Origin of the sequence: Brachyspira pilosicoli, from assembly GCF_008016535.1 — a bacterium.
GTDB lineage: Bacteria > Spirochaetota > Brachyspiria > Brachyspirales > Brachyspiraceae > Brachyspira > Brachyspira pilosicoli_A.
In genome coordinates, this window is record NZ_SAXY01000040.1 from 50871 (window position 1) to 75485 (window position 24615).

At 26.7% G+C, this 24615-nt stretch carries 21 protein-coding genes and 1 pseudogene; 11 read left to right on the forward strand and 11 right to left on the reverse strand.

All coding sequences use genetic code 11. The features are described from left to right. Nucleotides 1–55: 55 nt before the first annotated feature. From rpsO to EPJ72_RS06240, 4 genes are all read right to left on the reverse strand, one after another. Nucleotides 56–325: a 30S ribosomal protein S15 gene (rpsO, locus tag EPJ72_RS06225; RefSeq protein ID WP_147731337.1), complete on the reverse strand. Its 270-nt coding sequence runs from the start codon at nucleotides 323–325 to the stop codon at nucleotides 56–58. Beyond that, a complete protein-coding gene (locus EPJ72_RS06230) occupies nucleotides 298–1227 on the reverse strand; it encodes a bifunctional riboflavin kinase/FAD synthetase (RefSeq protein ID WP_147731338.1) in 930 nt (309 codons plus the stop codon). Before EPJ72_RS06230 ends, rpsO begins: the two co-directional genes overlap by 28 nt. Nucleotides 1228–1231: 4 nt before the next feature. Beyond that, nucleotides 1232–2068, reverse strand: coding sequence for a hypothetical protein (locus EPJ72_RS06235; RefSeq protein ID WP_242004940.1), 837 nt, complete (start codon nucleotides 2066–2068; stop codon nucleotides 1232–1234). A gap of 159 nt (nucleotides 2069–2227) precedes the next feature. Continuing rightward, a complete protein-coding gene (locus EPJ72_RS06240; RefSeq protein ID WP_147731340.1) occupies nucleotides 2228–2605 on the reverse strand; it encodes an STAS domain-containing protein in 378 nt (125 codons plus the stop codon). Nucleotides 2606–2744: 139 nt separating this feature from the next. On the opposite strand from EPJ72_RS06240, the gene EPJ72_RS06245 reads away from it, so the two are divergent. After that, the gene (locus EPJ72_RS06245; RefSeq protein ID WP_147731341.1) at nucleotides 2745–4085 is read left to right on the forward strand and encodes a CoA-disulfide reductase; all 1341 of its coding nucleotides are present in this window, start codon (nucleotides 2745–2747) and stop codon (nucleotides 4083–4085) included. A 90-nt stretch (nucleotides 4086–4175) separates the two neighbouring features. Further along, complete coding sequence (locus tag EPJ72_RS06250) at nucleotides 4176–4784, forward strand: hypothetical protein (RefSeq protein ID WP_147731342.1); 609 nt, start codon at nucleotides 4176–4178, stop codon at nucleotides 4782–4784. A 362-nt stretch (nucleotides 4785–5146) separates the two neighbouring features. Here EPJ72_RS06250 and htpG read toward each other — a convergent pair whose 3' ends face one another. Continuing rightward, nucleotides 5147–7066 carry a molecular chaperone HtpG gene (gene htpG, locus EPJ72_RS06255; protein WP_147731343.1) on the reverse strand — a complete coding sequence of 640 codons (1920 nt, stop codon included), beginning with the start codon at nucleotides 7064–7066 and terminating at the stop codon, nucleotides 5147–5149. Between the two features lie 551 nt (nucleotides 7067–7617). On the opposite strand from htpG, the gene EPJ72_RS06260 reads away from it, so the two are divergent. The 3 genes from EPJ72_RS06260 (at nucleotide 7618) to EPJ72_RS06270 (ending at nucleotide 9464) form a co-directional block, all read left to right on the forward strand. Further along, nucleotides 7618–8337 (forward strand): NERD domain-containing protein, encoded by a 720-nt coding sequence (locus EPJ72_RS06260; RefSeq protein WP_147731344.1) that lies wholly within the window; start codon nucleotides 7618–7620, stop codon nucleotides 8335–8337. Between the two features lie 88 nt (nucleotides 8338–8425). After that, on the forward strand, nucleotides 8426–9007 hold the full coding sequence (locus tag EPJ72_RS06265; RefSeq protein ID WP_147731345.1) for a DUF3793 family protein: 582 nt from the start codon (nucleotides 8426–8428) through the stop codon (nucleotides 9005–9007). Between the two features lie 25 nt (nucleotides 9008–9032). Beyond that, entirely contained in the window at nucleotides 9033–9464 is a 432-nt protein-coding gene (locus tag EPJ72_RS06270) for a flavodoxin (protein ID WP_147731346.1), read from the forward strand. Nucleotides 9465–9525: 61 nt separating this feature from the next. Here the strand turns inward: EPJ72_RS06270 and EPJ72_RS06275 are convergent, their stop codons facing one another. The 3 genes from EPJ72_RS06275 to EPJ72_RS06285 form a co-directional block, all read right to left on the reverse strand. Further along, nucleotides 9526–10224, reverse strand: coding sequence for a hypothetical protein (locus EPJ72_RS06275; protein WP_242004941.1), 699 nt, complete (start codon nucleotides 10222–10224; stop codon nucleotides 9526–9528). Next, nucleotides 10217–11266: a 3-dehydroquinate synthase gene (gene aroB / locus EPJ72_RS06280; protein ID WP_147731347.1), complete on the reverse strand. Its 1050-nt coding sequence runs from the start codon at nucleotides 11264–11266 to the stop codon at nucleotides 10217–10219. The genes EPJ72_RS06275 and aroB overlap by 8 nt, the downstream gene beginning before the upstream one ends. Before the next feature lie 216 nt (nucleotides 11267–11482). Next, nucleotides 11483–12922 carry an aminoacyl-histidine dipeptidase gene (locus EPJ72_RS06285; protein ID WP_147731348.1) on the reverse strand — a complete coding sequence of 480 codons (1440 nt, stop codon included), beginning with the start codon at nucleotides 12920–12922 and terminating at the stop codon, nucleotides 11483–11485. 591 nt (nucleotides 12923–13513) lie between these two features. Between EPJ72_RS06285 and EPJ72_RS06290 the strand changes: the two genes are divergently transcribed. From EPJ72_RS06290 to EPJ72_RS06315, 6 genes are all read left to right on the forward strand, one after another. Beyond that, nucleotides 13514–14476 (forward strand): class II fructose-bisphosphate aldolase, encoded by a 963-nt coding sequence (locus EPJ72_RS06290; RefSeq protein WP_147731349.1) that lies wholly within the window; start codon nucleotides 13514–13516, stop codon nucleotides 14474–14476. Nucleotides 14477–14752: 276 nt separating this feature from the next. After that, nucleotides 14753–15658, forward strand: a complete 906-nt coding sequence (locus tag EPJ72_RS06295; RefSeq protein ID WP_147731350.1) for an SAM hydrolase/SAM-dependent halogenase family protein — start codon at nucleotides 14753–14755, stop codon at nucleotides 15656–15658. Nucleotides 15659–15670: 12 nt separating this feature from the next. Continuing rightward, nucleotides 15671–16384: a uracil-DNA glycosylase gene (locus EPJ72_RS06300; RefSeq protein ID WP_242004942.1), complete on the forward strand. Its 714-nt coding sequence runs from the start codon at nucleotides 15671–15673 to the stop codon at nucleotides 16382–16384. 356 nt (nucleotides 16385–16740) lie between these two features. Then, entirely contained in the window at nucleotides 16741–17577 is an 837-nt protein-coding gene (locus tag EPJ72_RS06305) for an ankyrin repeat domain-containing protein (RefSeq protein WP_147731351.1), read from the forward strand. A gap of 63 nt (nucleotides 17578–17640) precedes the next feature. Further along, a complete protein-coding gene (locus tag EPJ72_RS06310; RefSeq protein ID WP_147731352.1) occupies nucleotides 17641–18480 on the forward strand; it encodes a hypothetical protein in 840 nt (279 codons plus the stop codon). A gap of 18 nt (nucleotides 18481–18498) precedes the next feature. Beyond that, nucleotides 18499–21672: a DUF4132 domain-containing protein gene (locus EPJ72_RS06315; RefSeq protein ID WP_147731353.1), complete on the forward strand. Its 3174-nt coding sequence runs from the start codon at nucleotides 18499–18501 to the stop codon at nucleotides 21670–21672. Between the two features lie 379 nt (nucleotides 21673–22051). Here EPJ72_RS06315 and EPJ72_RS06320 read toward each other — a convergent pair. The 3 genes and pseudogenes from EPJ72_RS06320 to EPJ72_RS06330 form a co-directional block, all read right to left on the reverse strand. After that, nucleotides 22052–23425 (reverse strand): annotated as a pseudogene (locus EPJ72_RS06320) (sodium-dependent transporter); the annotation flags it as partial. 113 nt (nucleotides 23426–23538) lie between these two features. Then, entirely contained in the window at nucleotides 23539–24066 is a 528-nt protein-coding gene (locus EPJ72_RS13750) for an integrase core domain-containing protein (RefSeq protein ID WP_147731370.1), read from the reverse strand. Then, nucleotides 23975–24493, reverse strand: a complete 519-nt coding sequence (locus EPJ72_RS06330; RefSeq protein ID WP_147731355.1) for a transposase — start codon at nucleotides 24491–24493, stop codon at nucleotides 23975–23977. Before EPJ72_RS06330 ends, EPJ72_RS13750 begins: the two co-directional genes overlap by 92 nt. Nucleotides 24494–24615: the final 122 nt, after the last annotated feature.

Genomic DNA, 24615 nt, shown 5'->3' on the forward strand with positions numbered 1-24615 from the left:
TTATTACAAAATACCATAGACAGTATTAACTATTCGTAATTATCAAGCAACTGTTTTATTTTCTTAATTTCAATTTCTGTATAAGATTTTTATAAGCTTCAAGATCAGTTCTTCTCAAATAATTAAGAAGTTTTCTTCTTTTAGCTACCATTTTAAGAAGTCCCATTCTTGAATGATTATCTTTTGTGTGCTCTTGGAAATGTCCTTTTAAATAAGTTATACGATTAGTTAAAAGAGCTATTTGTACTTCTGCTGAACCTGTGTCTTTTTCACTCTTTCCAAATTCTTTAATAATTTTTAGTTTTTCGTCTGCTGTAATAGACATTTTTTTCTCCTTTTGAAATATTTTCTTACATTGTATTCATCTTTTTCTAATAATGATTTCACTTCTTCTATAGAGTTAACTTTAATATTATCTCTAATATATTTAAGAAATATAACTGTTATTTTTTTACCATATATCATTCTAGAAAAATCTAATATATGGCTCTCTACTCTAAGTTCTTTATTTATGTTGCTTATACCTATAAAAGTTAAAGCTTTATATAATTTAGTGCTATTTCCTATACTTACTAAAGAGCTATAAACTCCCATCTTAGGAACAAATATATTATCATCTAATTCTAAATTTGCAGTAGGATAACCAATCTTTCTTCCCAAAGCATTACCATGTATTATAATACCGCTCATACTATAATTTCTGCCAAGCATATTAGAAACACTTTCAACTTCGCCATTAGATAAACAATCTCTTATTTTACTGCTGGATACTCTATCTCCGCAATGATTAAGGAAATTAATTATATTAACATTAACCCCCTTTTCTGAAGCATATCTCTTCAAAAAATCAATATCGCCAACTCTATCCTTACCAAAAGCAAAGTCCTCTCCAATGACAATTCTCTTCATTTTGTAGTATTCTATTAATCTATTAAAGAACTCTTTAGCTTCCATTGTATAAAATTCTGGTAAAAAGTCAATAACTATTATATAATTAACACCCAAAGCCTTAATAAAAGATATATTCTCTTCCATATGATAAATAGATACATTCTTCTTCCTTATCATCATAACAACAGATAATAAGTGATATTTCCTAGCCATATTAACAGTATATCTAATAAGCTTCTGATGCCCCTTATGAACACCATCAAATTTACCTATCGTAACTACACTATTCTTTTTTATATCTATCTTGCAAAAATCATTAATAACAACTTGATTCATTCTATCATTCTTCCATTCTCTTATTATTACGCATTAATATAATATTTATTATTAAAGATAATATTATAATTAATAAAGACAAAGCACATAAAAATATACCAAAATTAATATAATTATCCATTAAAAAACTATATTTAAATCTAACAAAGAAAAATATCACTACAAACATTATATAAATAATAAAACCTAAAAGCATATTATGATATTTAAAACTTGAAAATGATAAAGAACTGCTAATCATATAAACTGATAATAATAATAAAAATAAACTAATATACAAAATACATATAAAAAATACAGATAAATCATTAACACTAATATATTTTAATAATCTATTTAAATAAGATGACATATCAAATCCAAATACTATATCTTCTATAATACTAGATATATAACTATAAATATTTTTTCTACTTAAAGAAACTAAATCTTTATTTACAACATCATTGCTATTTATTTCTACAACATTATTCATAATAACTTCATTTTTTGTAACAATCATATTATCAGCAAAATACATTTTATTAGAATATACATTATCTATTAATATTGAACTAGCATATGCATCATTAGTAGGATTAGCTTTTATTAAATAATTATCTACCTTATATAAATAATTTGAATTTGTTATAATATATTTATCAGAATATTCTATATCATTAAAATTAGCATTAAAAAATATTATGTAAGACGGATATATTAAAGCTATTATAGTAAATACAATTATAGTAATAATATTTAATATATGACTTTTTTTATTAAATACACCTATAAATATAGAGCTGCATAAAAAAGATATAAGCAATATAGAAAAAATATTACTTACACAAAAATTTTTCAAAATATATATATTAAAACCATATGAAAAGTTTTCTAAATATCTAAATAAATAAATACAAAAAAATATTATAAAAAATATTAATGCAGTAAGTAAATTCTTAGCAACTTTCATAACATATATATTATACTATAAAGACAAAAATTCAAGCATAAAAAACATTTAAGCGAATCTAGTTTGATTAAATATCCCAAAATTGTAAAGAGCATCATTTAAGCTCTCAAATGATTCTATTGTATTTGAAAGCTCCATCAAATCATAATCTAATTTAACATTACCATCTAAATTTGAAAGTACAATATCGCCGCAGCAATCATAGAGTTCTTTTTTTAAATCTATTAAATAATTCCATATATCTCTTTCAATAAAAGAACATTCACAAAGATTAATTATTATATTATTAATGCCTTTAGATAGATATTCCAACATTATATCTTTTATTTTAGGGAGAGATTCTAAGCATATATTCTTTTTTAGATATAATACTATTACAGAATCTTCTTTGACAAGATAATTAATTTCAAATGAGCAATCAATCATATTTATATGATAACAACTTTTTATCTTTTGTCAACAAAAATTCATAAAATAATATTGCTATTAACATTTAATTGACAAATAAGTATTATCCATTATACTTTAAAAGTAGATTTATTTTTATTAACGGAGTTTTTTATTTATGAAAAAAGTAATAATTATAGGAGGAGTTGCAGCTGGAATGAGTGCTGCTGCAAAGGCAAGAAGATTAGACAAAGATGCTGTTATAACAGTTTATGAAAAAACTGAATATGTATCTTGGGGAGCTTGCGGTATGCCGTATTATGTTGGAGGTTTTTTTGATAATTCCAACACTATGATTGCAAGAACTGCTGAAGCTACTATAAAATCTGGAATAGATTTAAAAGTTAAACATGAAGTATTAAAAATTGATGTTAATAACAAAAAAGTAGTAGTAAAAGATTTAGAAAATAATAAAGAGTTTGAAGACAGTTATGATACTTTGCTTATAGCTACTGGGGCAAAATCTATAATACCAAAAATAGAAAATATTAATATTGGAAATGTATCTACACTTAAAGAGTTTACAGACGCTATTAATATGAAAGAAAAAATGAAAGATGATAATATAAAAAATGTAGTTGTGCTTGGGGCTGGTTTTATAGCTATAGAGGCTGCACATACTATAAAGCATCTTGGTAAAAATGTAAGAATAATACAGCGTTCTGACAGAGTATTTGGAGCTAAATTTGACAAAGAGTTCTCTGACTTAGCTATTGAGAATATAAAAACACATATTGAGTTAAATTTAAACGAAAAAGTTTTATCATTAGAAGCTGACAACAATAATAATGTTAAGGCAGTTGTTACAGACAAAGGAAGATATGATGCTGATTATGTGGTTGTTGCTATTGGAGTTACACCTAATAGTGATTTGGCTAAAGAGGCAGGAATTAAATTAATGGAAAATGGTGCTATACTTGTTGATAGAGAAGGAAAGACTAATATTGATTCTATATATGCTGCTGGTGACTGTGCAGGAATATACAACAGGGTATTAGATAATACAAGTTATGCTGCTTTGGCTACTGGGGCTAATAAACTTGGAAGAATGGTTGCTTCTAATTTAGTTGGAGGAAATGAAAAGTTTATTGGAAGTTTGGGAAGTGCTTGTATACTTTGCTTTGATTTAGAAATGGCAAGAACTGGTATTACTGAAGAAGAGGCTAAAAATAACAATATTAATTACAAAACTGTTACAGTAAAAGATATTGACCATACACATTATTATCCAGACTATCAGGATTTGCATATAAAACTAGTATATTCTGCTGAAAACAGAAAAATATTAGGCGGGCAGATTGCTGGAAAAAGAGGTGCTGTACTTAGAAGCGATGTAATAGCTGCTTGTATACATGCTGGTCTTACTGTTGATGAATTGGGTATGCTTGATTTATGCTATGCTCCGCCTTTTGCACGTACTTGGGACTCTTTAAACGTTGTTGGTAATGCTGCTAAATAATATAAAAAAATTAGATATTTACATTCAATTTTAAATATTATAATTCCGTTTTATTATATGGAGTTATAATATTTAAAATTGGAGTTTTGTATGTATAGATATATATTTATTTTTATAGTGTTTAGCTCTCTAATGCTATCTGCTCAAAACAATATGGATACTAATAGTATAATGTATGATATTATAAAAAATAGAGCATACATCACAGAAAGAGATAAACTCACATCAAAAATAAATATATTTACCTCTTGGAAAAACACTCAAAAATATATGCGTGAAAATAGTTTCAGATTTTTCAAAAGATATGGAAGAACTTTAACATTAGAGTTTAGATATAGATATCCGTACTATTTTCAAGTAGCAAGTTCAACTCCTATAATATTTATGTTTGATGATGGAAGCACTTTAGAATTAACAAACATACAAAAAACAGTATTCACTCCATTTACAATGGGAAATTTACAATATTATGATATAGAAGTAAAATATAAATTTAATGATGATAATGAGTTTGATAACTTCACTACAAAAAGCATATCAAATATAAGATTTAACTTTATTAATAATTTCAATGAAAACACCTACGAAGACATAGCAATATCCCCTACAGCAACAAGCAACTGGCAAAGTAATTTTACTCTGTTTAGAGATGCCATTAACAAGCTTGATGAAATTCAAGGTTCAGCAAATGCTTATTAATAGAATTATTATATAAAAGAATTAAAAATATTAACCGCACGGTGGAAGAATTTTTTTTATTTGCAGGGCTTTGCCCTTAACGAAGTACACACCGTGCAGCACCCCAGTTCTTTTATTGGTATAAAAGAACCAAAAAAACTGCATTTTTATTATAAATTTTATAATTTAATTGTACATTAAAATGCACTCCCCCGCACGACTAAGAAGTTATAATTAAACCATAGCATTACCGTGCGGCAAGGTGATACAGCTCGTACGAGGGGAAAAGAACAACAAAAACTAAAAAGATAAAAATTGAAAAATATAATCATTATAACTATATTATAACAATTTCTATCTTTAATAAAATCATAATCAATTAATTATAATTTTAGCATTAATTTGCTCATTCTGCTTGCAAATAATTTAGGGTCTTCAAGTGGAAGTCCTTCTAGTATACAAGCCTCATCATAAAGAAGTTCACTATACTCTTTAAACAAATCAGAAGTCTTATTAGCCTGATACTCTTTCTCTATAGCTTTAAATACATCATGTGAAGTATTAATTTCTAATACCCTCTCTGGCTTCATAGCAAACATAGGATTTCCGCTTTCAGCAAGTACCTTAGCCATATTAAAGCTTATAGAATCTTCTTTATTTGATAAACAAACAACACTCTCTTTAAGCCTATTAGTCTCTCTCACCTCAGCAACCTTATCAGCACCCAACACCTCTTTTATGGCATTAAGCACATCTTTATTAGCAGAATCTTTGTTTTCATCTTTATTTTCTGTATTATTATCAGCCTGAAGTATAGAATGAAGTTTAGTGCCGTCAAACTCCCTCATCATATTAACCATAAACTCATCAACTCTGTCAGTGAAATAAAGAACTTCGTATCCTTTATCTTTCATACCCTCCATATGAGGAAGTTTTTCTATTGTAGCTTTATCTTTAGCAGCTGCATAATATATAAACTCCTGACCTTCTTTCATTCTTGATTTATATTCTGCCAATGTTGTATATTCTTCTTCTTTCGTTTCTGATGACTGGAATAATAAAAGATTAGACAATTTATCTTTTTTACTAAAGTCTGAATATATTCCTATTTTTATAGACTCACCAAACTCTTTGAAAAACTCTTGGTATCTTTTTCTGTCATTTTTTAATATATTTTCTAAAGTTTCCAAAACCTTTTTTTCAACATTTGATGCTATTCTTTTTAATTGAGTGCTATGCTGTAAAATCTCTCTTGAAATATTTAAAGAAAAGTCAGGAGAATCAACCAAACCTCTAACAAATTTTAAATATTCAGGAAGCAAATCTTTACATTTACCCATTATAAATACGTTTCTTGAATAAAGCTCTAAACCTCTTTCAAAATCTGGGTGAAGGAAATTAAAAGGTGCTTTCGAAGGTATAAATAAAAGTGCAGTATATTCTATGGTACCTTCTGCCCTTGTATGTATTACTTCAAATGGGTCAGCATAGTCGTGGAAATGCTCTTTATAAAACTCATTATACTCTTCTGCCTTAACATCGCTTTTTGATTTCTGCCATATACTCACCATTGAGTTAATAGTTTTCTCTTCATACTGCTGAACTTCTTTTTCGTCTTTTTTTGGTATAGGCATATCCATAATTATAGGATAATGAACATAGTTTGAATATTTATGAATGAGACTTTCTAAAGTGTATCTGTTGCAATAATCATCATCAACAAATCCGTCTTCTTCTAGCTTTTTATCTTTTGCTTTTAACTTAAGTATTATTTTTGTACCTCTGTCTTGTTTGTCAATATCTTCTATAGAATAAGAACCGTCTCCATTACTCTCCCAGCGAACACCTTTTTCACTATCAACGTTTTTAGTTTCTATTATAATATCATCAGCAACCATAAATGCAGAATAAAAACCAACACCGAATTGTCCTATTAAATCTATTCCGCTTTCTTTTGATGCTTCTTTATCTTTTTGTATTTTCTCCAAAAATGCTTTAGTACCGCTTCTTGCAATAGAGCCTATATTATTGATAACATCTTCTCTTGTCATACCTATTCCGTTATCTATAATACTCAATGTTCTATTTTGTTCATCTATTTCTATTTTTATTCTCAAATTATCTATATCAGTATATTTATCGCTTTTAGTTATAGATTCAAATCTTGCTTTATCTAGAGCATCGCTTGCATTTGATATAAGCTCTCTTAAAAATATTTCTTTATGAGTGTATATAGAATGCACCATTAAATTTAATATCTGTTTTGTTTCGGCTTCAAAATTAAGTATTTGTTTTTCTGCCATAATAAACTCTCCTTTATAGGTTTTTATAAATTAAAAAATTCTTTATACGGATTAAAGATCAAATATATAAAAAGTATTGAAGTGAATATATAAAGTCTAAAATAAAGTTTAATATATTATAAAAGAAAAATAAAAAAATTCAAATTTTTTAATAATAATTATTTTAAGTTTTTATTTTTTTGGGGACTAGTCCCCGAACCCCTACTTCTTTTGCGACTGAAAGGAGTCCTTCAGGGCGACAAAAGGAAGTGCCTTCGGTATTGGTATAAAAGAAACTTATATCCTTCGGATACGCTTCGCGAAGAACTGCATTTTTATTATAAATTTTATAATTTAATTGTACATTAAAATGCACTCCCCCGCACGACTAAGAAGTTATAATTAAAGCATAGCATTATCGTGCGGCAAGGTGGTACAGCTCGTACGAGGGAAAAAGTTGAATAGAAAATTCAAATATTTTATGTCATTTTTATAAAATATAATATTTGACAAAATAAAATTTAAGTATAAACTAATATTAGTTCAATCTGTAAAAATACATATTTATAATTATGGGACTATTTAAATATATTGCAAAAAATATTTTCAATGCTTTTTTTGATTTCGATTCAATTAAAGGTCAAATCGGAGAGATTCAAGTTGATTCTGCTCTCAATCCTTATTTATTTGGCAAAGTAAAACATAGGCAAATAAACAATTTAACAATAGTAGATAGTAATGGTCAAAGCCATCAAATAGACCATATAGAAATAAGAGAAAATGGAATATTTTGTATAGAGACTAAAAACTATAGCGGACTTATATTTGGCAATGAAGATCAAAGAAAATGGACGCAATGTTTAAGAATAGGTGAAAGAAATTATTTTTATAGCCCTATAAAACAAAATAATACTCATATATATCATTTAAAAAAAATATTAGGAAATAAATATAATATTAATTCTGTAATAGTATTTACTCAAAATAATGCTGATAATATCAATATAAGAAATGTTATTAATTTGTGCGACTTAAAAAATTATTTATATCAATTTAATGACGGCTCAAATTATACTGATGATGATATGAATTATATTTATAATAAATTAATTTCAAATAACAAAAATATATCTAAAGAAGAGCATATATCAAATATAAAAAATACAAACTATAAAATAAATAATGATATATGTCCTAGGTGTAATGGAAAACTCATTTTAAGAAAAGGGAAATACGGAGAGTTTTACGGATGCTCCAATTATCCAAGATGTAGGTTTACTATAAAAAAATAAAAATTATTATATAATTTTAAATAAAAAAGTTAGAATACACTAACAAAGCTATTGACATTTTTTAAATATATGTTAGACTACTCTAACAATGAAAGAGCATAACTTTGATACATTGATTATTAACCATTGTGCACCAACCCTATCTGGTATAAAAATAGCAAACATCTTTACATATCAATATAACTCTAAAAAAGATGTTTACAAAAAAATAGATTCATACAATAAAATATTAAACAGCCGCAATATAAATGTGTCTATCATAAAAGATTATGATAATAAAATGATAGTTTATGTTTATAACAAAAAAAGGCTTGAAGAATATATTTTTGATGATGAGATTTTTGATTTTTTAGATGATTATGGGTATAAAGATAAAAACCTATATAAGTGTATAGAACTATTAAAAAAGAGAATGCAGTATAATAAAGATTTCCCTCATGAGATAGGTATATTTTTAGGCTATCCTCTTATGGACATATACGGCTTTATAAACAATTATGGAAAAAATAGTTTATATACTGGATATTGGAAAGTATATCATAACAAAAAGGAAGCTATCAAAACTTTTGAAAGCTACAATAGATGCAGAGATTTTTATACAAGCACATTTTTAAATGGTAAGGGCATATTGGAAATAATGGATTATTACAAAAAATATGCTTATAGTTAAAATATTAAATTTATGGAGGATAAAAATGAGTGATAAAATAGCTATAATATATTGGAGTGCTACAGGCAATACTGAGCTTATGGCACAAAGTGTGGAAAAAGGTATAAAAAATGCTGGAGGGGAAGCTGATATATTTAGTGTATCTGATTTCAACACTTCAGATATTAACAATTATTCAAAATTAGCATTAGGCTGTCCTGCTATGGGAGTGGAAGTTCTTGAAGAATCTGAGTTTCAGCCTTTTTATGATGAAATAAGAGATAAGATTTCTAATAAAAAGATAGCTTTATTTGGCTCTTATGATTGGGGCGATGGCGAATGGATGAGAAATTGGGAGGAAGATGTAAAGAGTACTGGTGCTTCTTTAGTTAAAGACGGACTTATTACAAATCTCACTCCAGACGATAATGCTATTAGTGAATGTAAGGCTTTGGGAGAAGCTCTATTGAAAGCATAAGTTTAAAATAAATCCTAAAATTAAAGGGCATTAATTTTTATAAATTGATGCTCTTTAATAATTAATAGTCATAATTTTTATTAAGATTATTCATTATTATATTATCCTTATCAAATGAATATTCAGCTATTTTTGTTTCATCTGTTTTATCATCATATTCAGGAGTTTTTTCTGTAAAATTTGTAAGATAAAAATTAATTATATTATTAGTTTCTACTATAGCAAATTTATAATAATCAGTATATTCATATTTTCTTGCATATCTTAATATTTCAAATTCAAGCATATTATTGCTTATATATGGTTTTATATATTCAACATCATAAGAGTACATGGTAAAAGGATAAAAACCTGCAACAAAATTTGCATTATTATTATTTAATTTCCACAAACTAACATATATATAATGCTCATTTTCTAATTTTTCATAAAAACTTTCATCATCAATATTAATAGTATAAACACTTAAAATATAATATTTACTGCCATTTATATTAACTATATCATTTGTAAATGTTTTATATGCATTCAGTCCCTCTATTACTCTATTATCTATATTAATATAATTATTTTTTTCAATATCAACTATATCAAAAGGAATGGCATTCACTTCAAATTCTATATCTGTATAATTTATTTCATTGGATATTTTTTCTTTTTTTGTATTATACGATTCATTTTTATTATCCACACTATTATTTGAACATGATATAAACAATATGAAAAAAAATATTAATATTTTACTAATAAAGCTATTCATTTAAAATATCCTTAATACTCACTTTTTCAACATAAGGTTTTCCAATAGATTCTAAAAATACGAAATTGATTTTATCATCACTTCTTTTTTTATCTAATTTAATTGCATCTTTTAAGTTTATGTTACTTGGTACTGCAGTTGGGAGAGAGAATTTACAAAATATATTTTTAGCTCTCTCAAGTAAACTTTTATCTTTAGTGATGCCTTTTTTAATACCATACTCTATAGCAAAAATCACACCTATTGCAACAGCCTCACCATGAAGCAAAACTCCATAACCTGCAGCATTTTCCACACTATGCCCAATAGTATGACCAAAGTTTAAAAACATTCTCTCTTTTTTCTCTTTATAATCAATCTCTACTATATGCCCTTTTAATTCGCAGTTTCTCTTAAGAATAAAATCCATATCAAAACTATTATTATTTTCTAAATATTCAAGAAGTTTTTTATCAAATAAAAATGCATGCTTAATAACTTCAGCCATACCAGCATTAAACTCTCTCTTTGGAAGCGTATTTAAAACATCACTATCCATTATAACAAGCCTAGGGCTATGAAAAGCACCCACTAAATTTTTACCTTCTTTAATGTTAATACCAGTCTTTCCGCCCACAGAAGAATCAACGCAAGCAAGAAGTGTTGTAGGCATCTGCACAAAATCAATTCCCCTCATCCAAGCGGCAGCAGCATAACCTGCCATATCACCTATAACACCGCCTCCTAATGCTATTATTATATCCTTTCGGCTTAACTCATTTTTTGCAAGAGATGAATATATATTATAAATGCTCTCTATGTTTTTGTTAGTTTCTCCATTTTGAAGCACGCATACAGAAGTAATAATATTTTCTCTCTCTAAACTTTCTTTTACTATTTTAGTATAAAGTTTATCAACTATATCATCAGTAACTATTAAAGCTCTTTTTCCTCTAAGAACTTCTTTTACCAATTTGCCGCTTTCTTTTATAAGTCCGCTGCTAACTAAAATATTATAATTAATTTTTACATCATTGTTTATATTTATATTAACCTTATTCATATATAAGCCTTAATTTATTTGTTAGTATTATAAATTATTTTTTAAAAATATATAATATCTTTATTAAGAAATAATAAAGATATTACTAGCAGATATAAAAAGTACATAATCTTCTACCTTTATACCGCCATAAACATTTTCTGATAGTTTTCTAATCTATTCTTTAATATAAATTTATATACCATTATTTAATATTTTTTATCTAACTCTTTTTCTTTAAGCAATACTTATAACAAGCTCTTTTAAAAATTTCCACATTCTATCTACAGAAGATATACTCAAATGTTCAGAAGGGGTATGTACATCTTTAATATCTGGCCCTATGCTTATCATATCAACATCAGGTAAAGGCTTTTTAAGTATTCCGCATTCTAATCCTGCATGTATGGCTTCTATTTTGGCATCTTTTCCTGTAACCTTCTTATAAACATTCAATGCTATATCTTTAACTTTTGAATTAGCATCATATTCCCAAGCAGGATATCCATTAGACATTTGGAAAGAAGCTTTTGTCATATGAGCAGCTGATTCTATCTTTAAACCTATCTCTTTTGATGAACTTTCTACAGAACTTCTTACTGATATAGTAAATCTCAACTTACCATTCTCTTCTTTTAATACTCCGTTGTTACAGCTAGTTTGAACTAAGCCTTCTATATCTTTACTCATATAAGCAACACCGTCTGGTACAAGCATCATAAAGTTAATAACATTATTGCTCAATTCTTTAGTAAAAGCCTCTTTAACATCTGAAACCTCTGAAACATTTATAACCATATCAGGGTCTTCTACCCTATATTCATTTTTTATATTTTTAGCAACTTCTTCTAAAGTCTTTTTTACTTTATTAATGTCTTTAGAAACTGCTAAAGCCTCTGCATGTTTTGCTATAGCATTATGTTTAGCTCCTCCTTCTATATGCGATATAACAATATACTCTCTCACAGCATACAATAATCTGCCAAGCAATTTTATAGCATTAGCTCTCTGTTTAATAATCTCTATACCAGAATGTCCGCCTTTAAGTCCTGATACTTCTACTTTTAAAGCATGTCCTTCTGCTTTTTCTTTTTTAATATCAAAATCTGTTAAAGTATTCATTCCACCTGCACAGCTTACTAAAAATATTCCCTCTTCTTCTCCATCTATATTAATCATAGTTTTACCGTCTATATGCTCACCAGTAATAGCAATAGCTCCGTCCATGCCAGTTTCTTCTGCAGTAGTAGCTAATAATTCTATAGGAGGATGGGGCAAGTCTTTAGAATCTAGTAATGCCATACCTATAGCTATAGCGATACCGTCATCACCTCCAAGTGTTGTATTATTAGCTCTTAATATATCACCATCTAATATCATTTCTATAGGGTCTTTTCTAAAATCATGCTTAGAGTCTTTAGTTTTCTCGCATACCATATCAACATGACCTTGTATTATTACTGCAGGTTTATTCTCATAACCGCTTGTACCTTTCTTCTTTATAATTACATTCATAGCATTATCTTGATATACTTCCAAATTTCTATCTTTAGCAAATTTAACCAAAAAATCACTAATCTCTTTTTCATGTCCTGATTCTCTAGGTATTTTATTTATTTCATTGAACCATTTGAATACTTCTTTTGATTCCATTGAATTAAAAGCATTTAAATCCATAGTATATTACACTCCTTAAAATAATATAAATCGTTTTTATTATTTTGTACTTTTATTAGTATAATAAATAATACAAAGATTGTCAAAACAAATTAATAACATATCAAAAAAATTAGTTTTATGTAACTTCAAGTAGTAATATATCTCACAAATATTTAATTAAAAAAATTACACTAACTCCCCACCCTATAGGCTTTTTGTTTTTTACTATAATATTAAAAATCATATTTCTTTTTGCCTATACTCTAATTTTTGCCTCCCACCCTAGATTTTTAAAAATTTGTTATCTACTCAACGCACGGTAAAGTAAGCAAAATATATAAATAATTTTAGAATTAAATTTCTATTATATTTCTAAATTTATCCACCGTGCGGTAAGCGAGCTTTAAACTAAATAAAAACTTGGGCGGGAGCTAACATTTCTAATTAAGCAATAAATATAATTTCCACACACTTTCTAAAATATTTAAAAAAATATAGAGGGCGGGGTTGTATATAAAATTTCATACCTATATAAAAAACATATATTTACTTGAAAAATTATTATTTTTGTTATATCATTAAAATATATTTTATTAATTGGAGTGAAATATGGTTAAATTTGACGACTTAGGTCTTGTAAACAGCAGAGACCTCTTTAAAAAAGCTATTAACGGCGGTTATGCTATTCCAGCATTTAACTTTAATAATATGGAACAACTTCAGGCTATAGTGCAGGCTTGTGTAGAAACTAAAAGCCCTGTTATTATTCAAGTATCTTCTGGTGCTAGGAAATATGCTAATCAAACATTATTAAGATATATGGCTCAAGGAGCTGTGGAATATGCTAAAGAATTGGGTGTTAATGTACCTATAGTATTACACCTTGACCATGGTGATAGATTAGAACTTTGTAAAAGCTGTATTGAATATGGTTTCTCTTCTGTTATGATAGACGGAAGCCATTATGATTACAACAAAAACGTAGAAATTACTAGAAGCGTTGTAGAGTATGCTCATAAATATGATGTTACTGTTGAAGGAGAATTGGGTGTACTTGCTGGTGTAGAAGATGATGTTGTTGCTGAACATCATACTTATACTCAGCCTGAAGAAGTAGAAGATTTCGTTAAAAAAACAGGTGTTGATTCACTTGCTATATCTATTGGTACTAGTCATGGTGCTTATAAATTCAAACCTGGTCAAAACCCTCAAATAAGATTAGATATTCTTAAAGAAATTGAGAAAAAGATTCAAGGATTCCCTATTGTACTTCATGGTTCTTCAAGTGTACCTCAAGAATATGTTAAAATGATTAATGAAAATGGCGGTAAACTTGATGATGCTATAGGTATTCCTGAAGAGCAATTAAGAGAAGCTTCTAAGAGTGCAGTTTGTAAAATCAATATCGACAGCGATTCAAGACTTGCTATGACTGCTGCTATTAGAAAAGTATTCCATGATGACCCTAAAGAATTTGACCCTCGTAAATATTTAGGACCTGCTCGTGATGAAATGAAAAAACTTTATATGCATAAAATAATCAATGTATTAGGTTCAAATGGTAAAATATAATAAAAATTAAAGGAGATATATACTGTGGGAAAACAACATAGAAAAGTAGTGAAACGCAAAAGAGCTTTAAGAAGAATAAAAAGACAAAAAGATGCTCTTAATGCTAAAGCTAAATAAACAAGATTTTTTAAGGGTGTAAGTTTTTTCTTATACCCTTAATTTTTTGTTAGTAATTTGCTAATAAATCATTAGTAAAACAAATATATTTAATAAATAATTCAATATAATTAAAACATTTTATTTTTAAACAACATTTAAAATTATTTAGGTAGAAAAATGAAAAAAGTTATTATATCAATATTAGTAATATTTATTGCAATGTCTTGTACTAATCAAAACGGCATTGATAAATCCCCTCTTGCAATTCAAACAGACTTTGGAAGAAAGGATAATGCTGCAGCAAGCATGTATGGTGTTGCCCTTACTGTAGATAAAGATTTAAAAGTATATGACCTTACACATGAAATACCTGCATATAATATATGGGAGGCTGCTTTAAGACTTGATCAAACTGCTAGGTATTGGCCTGAAGGTACTGTATTTGTTAGTGTGGTAGACCCAGGTGTTGGTACTGATAGAAAATCTGTTGTTATGAAAACTAAAAATAATTATTATTTTGTTACTCCAGATAATGGTACTTTAACTTTTGTTGCAGAATCTTTGGGTATAGAAGAGGTAAGAGAAATTGATGAGGCTAAAAACAGACTTACAAACTCAGCTGAATCATACACATTCCATGGAAGAGATGTTTATGTTTATACTGGTGCTAAACTTGCTTCTAAACAAATGACATTTAGAGAAGTTGGTAAGTCTTTAGGAACTAATATAACAAAAATAGAATATCAAAAGCCTAAATATGAGAATGGAGTTTTTTATGCTAATATACCTGTACTTGATATTCAATATGGCAATGTGTGGTCATCACTCCCTCGTAAATTAATGCTTGATAATGGAGTTAATATAGGAGATACTCTTAATGTGAAAATATATAATTATAGTGAACTTATATGGACCGGCGATGTTAAACTTGTAAATACTTTTGGTGATGTGCCTGAAAATGAAAATATGGCTTATTTTAATTCTGAGCTTAATTTTTCTATAGCTGTTAATATGGGTAATTTCTCTGAAAGATATAAAGTATATAGCGGACCAAATTGGAGTATGGAAATTACAAAAAAATAATAAGTTATATAAATGATGACAAAAATAGAACAATATCTCTTAAATACAAACAAAATAAAATTTTTTGATACTATTCACTATGATAAAAATAAAAAGATAATAATAAAAAATAAGCATCTCAAAAAAAATAATGGAGCACAAATGGAAGCAAAAAATACAGAAATACAAAATGAAGAGTTAAAGAAATTATATCAAACTATAACTAAATGTATGAAATGCGGAGCTTTATGCAACAGTCGCAAAAATGTGGTATTTGGAAGGGGAGATGAAAAACCTGATATAGTATTTGTAGGAGAAGCTCCGGGTGCTGATGAGGATAGATTAGGTTTTCCATTTGTAGGCAGGGCTGGTAAATTATTAGACAAGTGGATTGAGAAGCTAAACATTTCTAATTATTATATTATGAATGCTTTAAAATGCCGTCCGCCTGAAAACAGAGATCCGCTTTTAGAAGAAAAAGATAATTGCAGAGAGTTCTTTACAAAGCAGCTTGAAATATTAAATCCAAAAATTATATGTGCATTGGGAAGACATGGCTTTTCTAACCTCGTAGATTTTGATTTAAAAACGCCTTTCGGAAAGGTAAGAAACAATATTCATTATTATAACAACATACCTGTAATTGCAACATATCACCCTGCATATATATTGAGAAATCAAAAAGAAGAGATAAAAGTAATAGAAGATTTGGAGTTTATGATAAGGGAATTAGGAAAATTAAAATAATTATATTTTATGTATAGTGAAAATTTTTAACTTTATCAATTTTGGTTTTTATATTTTTTGGACTAGTCACCCTGCTAAGCGTGCCAATAGGGTACATCTCTACTTCTTTTGCGACCAAAAGGAGTCCTTCAGGATGACCGAAGTAAGTGCCTGCGGCGTGGCCAAAAGAAGCAAAAAGAATGCATTTTTTATCCTAAAATAAAAGTATTATTTCATACTTAATACATATTCCAAAATATAAAGCTAAAATATTTGTACTTTTTGCAACTTTTTGCTACGGGAAAAAGTTGAATAAAATAAACTTATATGACAAAATATACTTGTTTTGACATAAACTTTTTTATTAGGAAACAAATTTGAAAAGAATAATATTGTTATTTTGTTTAAGTGCTTGTTTATACGCTCAAGAATTTGATTATCTACTGCCTGATGATTTTGATGCAAACGAATATAAAGAGTATTACACAAACGATAAAGAAGAGCATATAGAAAACAAAAAAACAAACACCCCCACAAAACCAACTATATTTGACTATATAAACACTTCATACAAGATAAGAGATACAATAATGAATCTTCAAAACTATCTCGATAAAGGCGGAGATATTAATGCCACAAACACAAACGGAAACACTATTTTAATGGAAGCTTCTTCAATAGGATATTATGATTTAGTTGACTATATAATAGATAAAAAAGCAGAAATAAACTTTACAAACTCAAATGGTGAAAACGCTTTAATATTGTCTGCAGATTATCCATATATATTAAATCTTCTTATAGAAAATAATGCAGATGTAAATGCTATAGACAATAAAGGAAAAACAGCACTACTTACTGCTGCCGAAAAAGGCAATATTATGTCTGTACAATTACTCATAAAAGAAAAAAGCAATATTAATCAAAAAGATATTTTAGGCAAAAACATATTGATGTATGCTGTTGAAAGTGAAAATTTAGACTTGGTAAAATATTTAGTAGAAAAAGTAAAAGTGGATATTAATGAAAAAGATGATTGGGGACAGAATGCCATATTTTATGTTACAAAAATAGAAATGGCTAGATATTTAATTTATAATGATATAGATTATAAAAGCAGAAATTCAATAGGGCTAAAACCTCATGAAGTTTTAAAATATAATAATAAAATAAATGTATCTAACTATTTACAAAAATTATATAATGATGAATAATAAAAATGTCTTTAAGTATTTTTTATATAAACCGAAAATATTTGCAGTATATTGGAGAGTATAATGAATATCAAAGTTATCTTATTATTTATAAGTATAAACATACTTCTATTTGCACAGTCTACTTCCAATGTTGGAGATAATAATATATTAATAAATACTGGTATAGGAAGAGTGGATTATACAACATATACAATATATGCTGATGCTACTGCGGATATTCTTACAGATAAAGTTTTACACCCAGAATCTTTATTAATACTTCAAGAACAGGCAGAAGAAGAAACTTTTAGAACCCTTTATCAAACTTTGGGTAATATTATAGTTAATGGCGATTATACAGTTTATAACATAATAGAAGAAAATTACAAATTAAGAGAAGATGTTATGGACTTTGTAAATAATGCAAGACTTTTAGGCGTATCATACCCTAGCAGAACAAGTGTAAAAGTATTAATGGCTTTAGATATTATCACTAATCAATTAATGTCAAACTTTATACAAAATATGAATACCTATAAACCTATACCAATAGTAACATATATTGATGCTGGTACTGATTATGATGGGCTTGTAATAGATGCAAGAGGAATAGGTTTTAAGCCTTCTTTATTTCCTACAATATACAATGAAAATGGCGATGCTATTTATGATATTGCTTATATAAACAAACAAATTGCATCTACTAATGGATATATAAAATATTCTACAAATTCATTTTTAACTAATCAAATATCTACAAATATTACAGGCAGAAAACCATATAATATAGCAGCTTGGAGCACTAGAGGAAGATTTTCTAGTGATTTGGTGATAGGAAATGAAGATGCAAGTATTATATTAAGTGCACCAAAATTAAAAGAGGCTATTAGAAATTGTAAAGTTACAGTTATAATAGACTAAAATAAGTTGTTTAATATTATGGAAAAAATAGAATATTATATTGATTATATATTTAAAGAAAATCAAGAAGATATTAAACAATATGTATTAAAACAAACAGATACTATAAACTTTAAAATAAATAAAAATAATATATCAAATGATAAAAATATATACTCTAAAATAGTAGAAAAATATTTTCAAAAAGATGATGATAATGATTATATAATAAGGCTATTTAAAATTATTTCATTATATGATATAGACAATATTTATATATTTGAGTCTTTTATTATTAATATTATATCAGGACTAAAAATAAAAGATGCTATATTAAAAACAATAAATTATAAAAAAATAATAAATTATAATAAAGGTAATATTTCAGAAGAAGAGATATTAAAAAAGAAATTCTATATTTTTATATATTTTGATAATGCATACAAATATTTTCCAAACTATATAAATAATTATATTGAAAATACATATAAACTAACATTTGAAGAAGCATATAAAGAATATGATGATAATATAATAATACCATTAATGGCTTTAGTTATTGGATATTATTTTAATAATGAGAATGAAAAATATATAGATAAAATTTTAGAATATTTAGATAATATAAATACAATAGACTCTATGCTTGCTGTTAGTATTATAATAGATAAAAATAAAAAAATAGAAAATAAATTTTTAGAGTTGTTAAAACAATTAGAGAAAAATAATAAAAACCTTATATCAGATTTTATTTATATATCAAGACTTCCAATGGAAAATAAATACTTTTTTGATTTTAATAATTATGATGATTATATAAACTATTTAATAGATTTAAATGCAGATAATTATATAATTTTTTTAATTAAATATCTAAATAACAATATACACTTAAACTATAGTAAAATACATTCAGAACTTATAGAAATAAAAAAATATGATGAAGAAACTTTTACTAAAATATATGAAGCATTAAAACTTTCGTACAATAATAAATATGCAATAGAATTAATGTCAATATTTAATTTAATAACAAATAGCGATATTAATAACATAAATTATTTTTTAAAATCTTTAGAAAAAGAATTAGAAGAGTTTTTTAATATTAAGCATATAAAATACAACACTATATATGATTTGATTCATGCTCTAAAAATATATAAAGATGATTTAACTATTAAGTTTAATGAACGCATAATATTTTTATTAAATGTTTTTAATTGGTTTTATGAGAGTGATGATAATGCTAAAAAAATTGTGAACGCTATATTAGAATCTTTTCCATACAATTTAATGATTCCTGTAATTGTAAAAAAAAATATAAACTTATTTAATAAAAATATAGATGACATAATAAAAGAATATTATATAAACATAAAAGATTTACTAATAGCCTATTTTAATAGCTACCCTATATACATATTTAAATCTCAATACATTACAGAATTATTGAATAAATATGCTTATAATATTAAAGAAGCATTTGAAGATATAGACTTTTTAAATACTGTATCAAATAAAAGTTATGCATTAATTGATTTTTTGGAATTAGTTTATAGTAAAAATAATTTTGATGATTACAGCATTGTTTATAATATTTTAAATACAGATGATGAAGAGTTAAAAAAATATTCTCTAAACATCATTTTAGAAAATGAAGAGTTAAACAGAAAATATGTAGAGGATAATTTAGATAATTGCAAAGAGTTTAAAGATATATTAAAAAAATGGAATTACAGTAAAGAAGATTTTTGTTTTAACAGTATTGAAGAGATTTATGATTATGTTGATTATTATTATACAGACAATGAGTTGCTAGACTTTTTGGACAATAATAGCTATTATAATATTCTCTCTAATGAAAATACAAATATAGATATTAAAGTATTAAAATACATATTAAATGAATTTTTAAAAATAGATAAGCCTAAAAAAATAAAAGATGTAGAGAAAATATTAGAGTTTGTAGAGAGAAAATCTTTTATAGATGCAGCTGAAAAGGCAGCAGAATATTTTATAAATAATAACCTAATAGAAGACAACATAAAAATAATAACTCCGTATGCAATATATGCTGATGAAAGCCATATAGAAAAACTTCATCAATTATTAATAGATTGGAATAATAGTTTTAAAACATCATTAATACTATATACAATGCAATCAATAGCTATAAATGGTAAAACTTCAGCATTAAAAATGATTAATAAATTCGCTCTAAACAGCAATAACAAAGAAATAAAAAATAATATAAAAGACATTCTTGTTTATGCATCAGAAATATTAAATACAAATATAGATAACATCTTTGAAAGATTATTCCCCAACTTTGGATTTGATGCAGAAGGCAAAAAAATAATAAATTACGGTAATAGAAGTTTCCAATTACAATTATTAAGCGATTCATATTTAGAAATATTCGATATTCAAAACTCTTCAATAATTAAAGAACTGCCAGAAACAGATGGAGATAAAGAGTTAGAAAAAGTAAAAGAAGATTTTTTACACACTCAAAAAACATTAAAAGAAATAATTAATTATGAGAAAATAAAATTAACAAGAGCCTTAATAAACGGAAGAAAATGGGATTATAAAACTTTCTTTGAAGTATTTATTAATAATCCAATAATGCATTATTTTACACTTTCTTTTGTTTGGGGAGTTTATGATGAAAATGATGTTTTGATAGATTCTTTTAGATATATGGAAGATGGGGCATTTGTAACAATAGATGATGAATTATATGAGCTTCCAAACAATTGCTATATTGGAATATACAATATAATTGATGATGACATAGAAAAATTTTATAAGTGGAAAGAACAATTTGAACTTTATGATATAGAACAGCCAATTAATCAGTTTATGAATGAGCTTATAACATTAAAAGAAGAGAATGTAAAATATGATTCTATTATAATGTTTGAAGGAATAAAAATTGACACTTCATATATAAATCAACTATGCAGAGAGCTTGATATAAGAGACACTTATTTTAATGACAATGCTTCATATATGATATTTGATGATATATTAAAAACAGTATGTAAGATTAATGCTTATGCTTATGGAGAAGAAATAGTTTTAGGCTCTATAGAGTTTTATGAGCTTGAGAAGAATGAGAGACTAGGCAAAAAGATAAATCCATTTGAAATTAGTCAAAAGTTTGTTAGTTCTATACTTTATTATTTATCGTTGGGGTTATACGAATAAAAGATTTTCAGTATATATCTAAAAAATTATAAGTTTTTGTTTTATTATTTGCAGGGCTTTGCCCCGCACCCCACTTCTTTTGCGACTGTAGGAAGTGCCTTCGGTATTGCCACAAAGAAGCAAAAAGGCTGCATTTAATAAAGTCTAGCTTTTTATGTATAACAAAATATAAATATTATTTTAGATTGTATATTACAAAGATATAAAACTAAAACCTCGCACTTTTTGGTTCTTTGACGAAGTCCGCACCGTGTAGCTGCGGGAAAAAGAACAATAAAAACTCGATAAAATTAAAAATTTATTTAATAAAAAAAGATAGCACTACTATAAGCACTTCTTTTATAATCTTAACAATATTAAAAATCTTTATTTCAATACCAAATCTATTTAAATATTCATAAACAAATATAGCAAGTATTATAAGCGGTATAATATAGCTGCTGTAAAGTCTTAAATATGCAGGGAATTTAATTCCTTCGCCAGTATTAACTTCTTTAATAAAATTATCAAAACCCCAGCCAAACTTTCTCGTACAGAAGAATAAAGTAACCAAAGCACCAAGAGGAAGTATATTGTTGCTTACTATGAAGTCTAATAAATCAAGTATTACAGTACCCTCGCCAAAAGGATTAATATGCGATAAAACGTTAAAACCTAAAGCAGTAGGCAAGCTTCCAAAGAACACCAATAAAAATAGTATTACAGAAACTTTTTTTCTTGACAATCCAAATTTATCCATAGCAAAAGAATATATATTTTCAAATACAGCAATAATAGTAGTAAGAGCCGCCATAGCAAGGAATAAGAAGAATAAAGAACCCCATAATCTTCCCAAAGGCATAGAATTAAATACATTAGGCAAAGTAACAAAAGTTAAGCCAGCTCCCTTACCAGGATTAACATTAAAAGCAAAACTAGCAGGAAATATTAAAAGACCAGCAAGCAAAGCTACTAATGTATCTAATGCTACAACTATAAGAGCTTCCCCTGTTAATCTTTGTTTTTTATCTATATAGCTTCCAAATATAGCCATTCCGCCCTGACCAACACTAAGAGAGAAGAAAGCCTGTCCAATAGCAGCATAAAATATACCAATAAAACCAGAAAATCCACCGCCGAATAATTTATTGAAATCAGGAATTAAATAGAATTTTAAACCCTCAACAGCACCGTCTAAAGTTACAGCTCTTATTATTAACACTATAAGCAAAGCAAATAAAGATATCATCATAAACTTACTTGCTCTCTCAACTCCATTTTGAAGACCAAAAGAACATATTAAAATACCTATTAATACACTAACTCCCATCCAAAAAATTAAAGTAGAAGGGCTTGCTAGTACGCCATTAAAGAAAGTTCCAATCTGATCGGCATTCAATGAAGTAAATTTACCAGTTAAAGTAAAATAGAAATAAGCTAAACACCAACCGCATATAGTAGTATAAAATAACATAAGAAGTACATTACCAATAATCTGAACATAGCCTATTTTGTGCCAATGCTGACCTTTTTTCTCTAATTTTAGAAAAGAGTTAGATATATCATGTCCGCCGGCTCTTCCTACAGCAAACTCCATAATCATAGGTATAGTACAAAAGGCCACTATAGATATAATATAAAGTACAACAAAAGCACCTCCGCCGTACTGACCTGTAATATAAGGAAATCTCCAAACATTACCCATACCTACAGCACAGCCTGCTGAAACAAGTATAAACCCTAATCTGCTGCCAAGTTTTTCTCTCTCTTTCATAAATAATACTCCAATAAAAACATTAAAAAATGTTATGTTTCTATATATAATAATTTAGTATAATATTATATAAAAAAAATAAAATCAATACTTAATACTTTTAATATACATTGTCATGGAACCATAGATATTGTACTTTTACTTGCTATAATATTTTTGATTCTTTCTTTGATTGTAATATACAATAACGAAGAAATCAATCTTTGATTGTTATAAAAATGTGTATATTCTTTTAATTTTTCTCTCAATAATTCTACAGTTATATTTTTATTTAATCGTGAATAAAACTCTCTTTCGTCTGTGCCGTGTACTCTTTCTACTACGCCGTTATATCTTGGTGTTGCTATAGGAATATATCTCCTCTCTAATTTATTTTTTAAGCAGTATTCATCAAAAATATTTATTTTAGAGGTATTGATACAGCGGTATGTATATTCTATACCATTGTCCGTTTGTATAGATTGTATCTTAAAAGGTGAAGTTTTTAAGACATATTTTAAGAAAGATAAAGCACTAGAAAGTGTTTTATCTTCATAGATCTGCCTCCAACTATAACGAGTAGCTAAATCTACAGCTGTGAATTGATAAACTGTTTTTCTGCCTAATTTGATATATTTTACCGAAGGTACGCAAGGCGGTATCTATTTGAACTATTTTGCCTTCTTTTTGTATTTTAGAGACAAATTTTCGTTTATCATATCGCTTCTTTTTCTTTTTTATTTTGTATCTCCAAAGATTATTTCTTTTTAGTACATTTTCAACGGCAGTAACGCCTATCTTAATGCCTTTACGATTTAAATATGCTTTAATATAATGCTTACCTCGATATTCTTTAGTATAGAGTTCAATAATTAAATTAATAGCTTCTTGATTATTAAAGATATTTGGAGAAGTTTTCGGTCTAGTGCTAAAATTAGCGACAGTTCCAGTGTCTTTATATTTCTTAATCCAAGTATAAAAAGTAGATTTGGGTATTTCTTCTATCTTTAGAAATCTTTTAATATTTTTAGTTTTTAATGCTTCATCCACTATAAATAATTTAAATTCTGTGCTATAATCTCTTTTCATAGTAGTATCCTTTTATTTCTTTTTTGTTCAAAATATTATAACAAGGATACTGCTTTTTTTATACTAAAAAATGTCCAATATCTCATACTCCTTAACACTTTTAATATACATTTTATTGACAA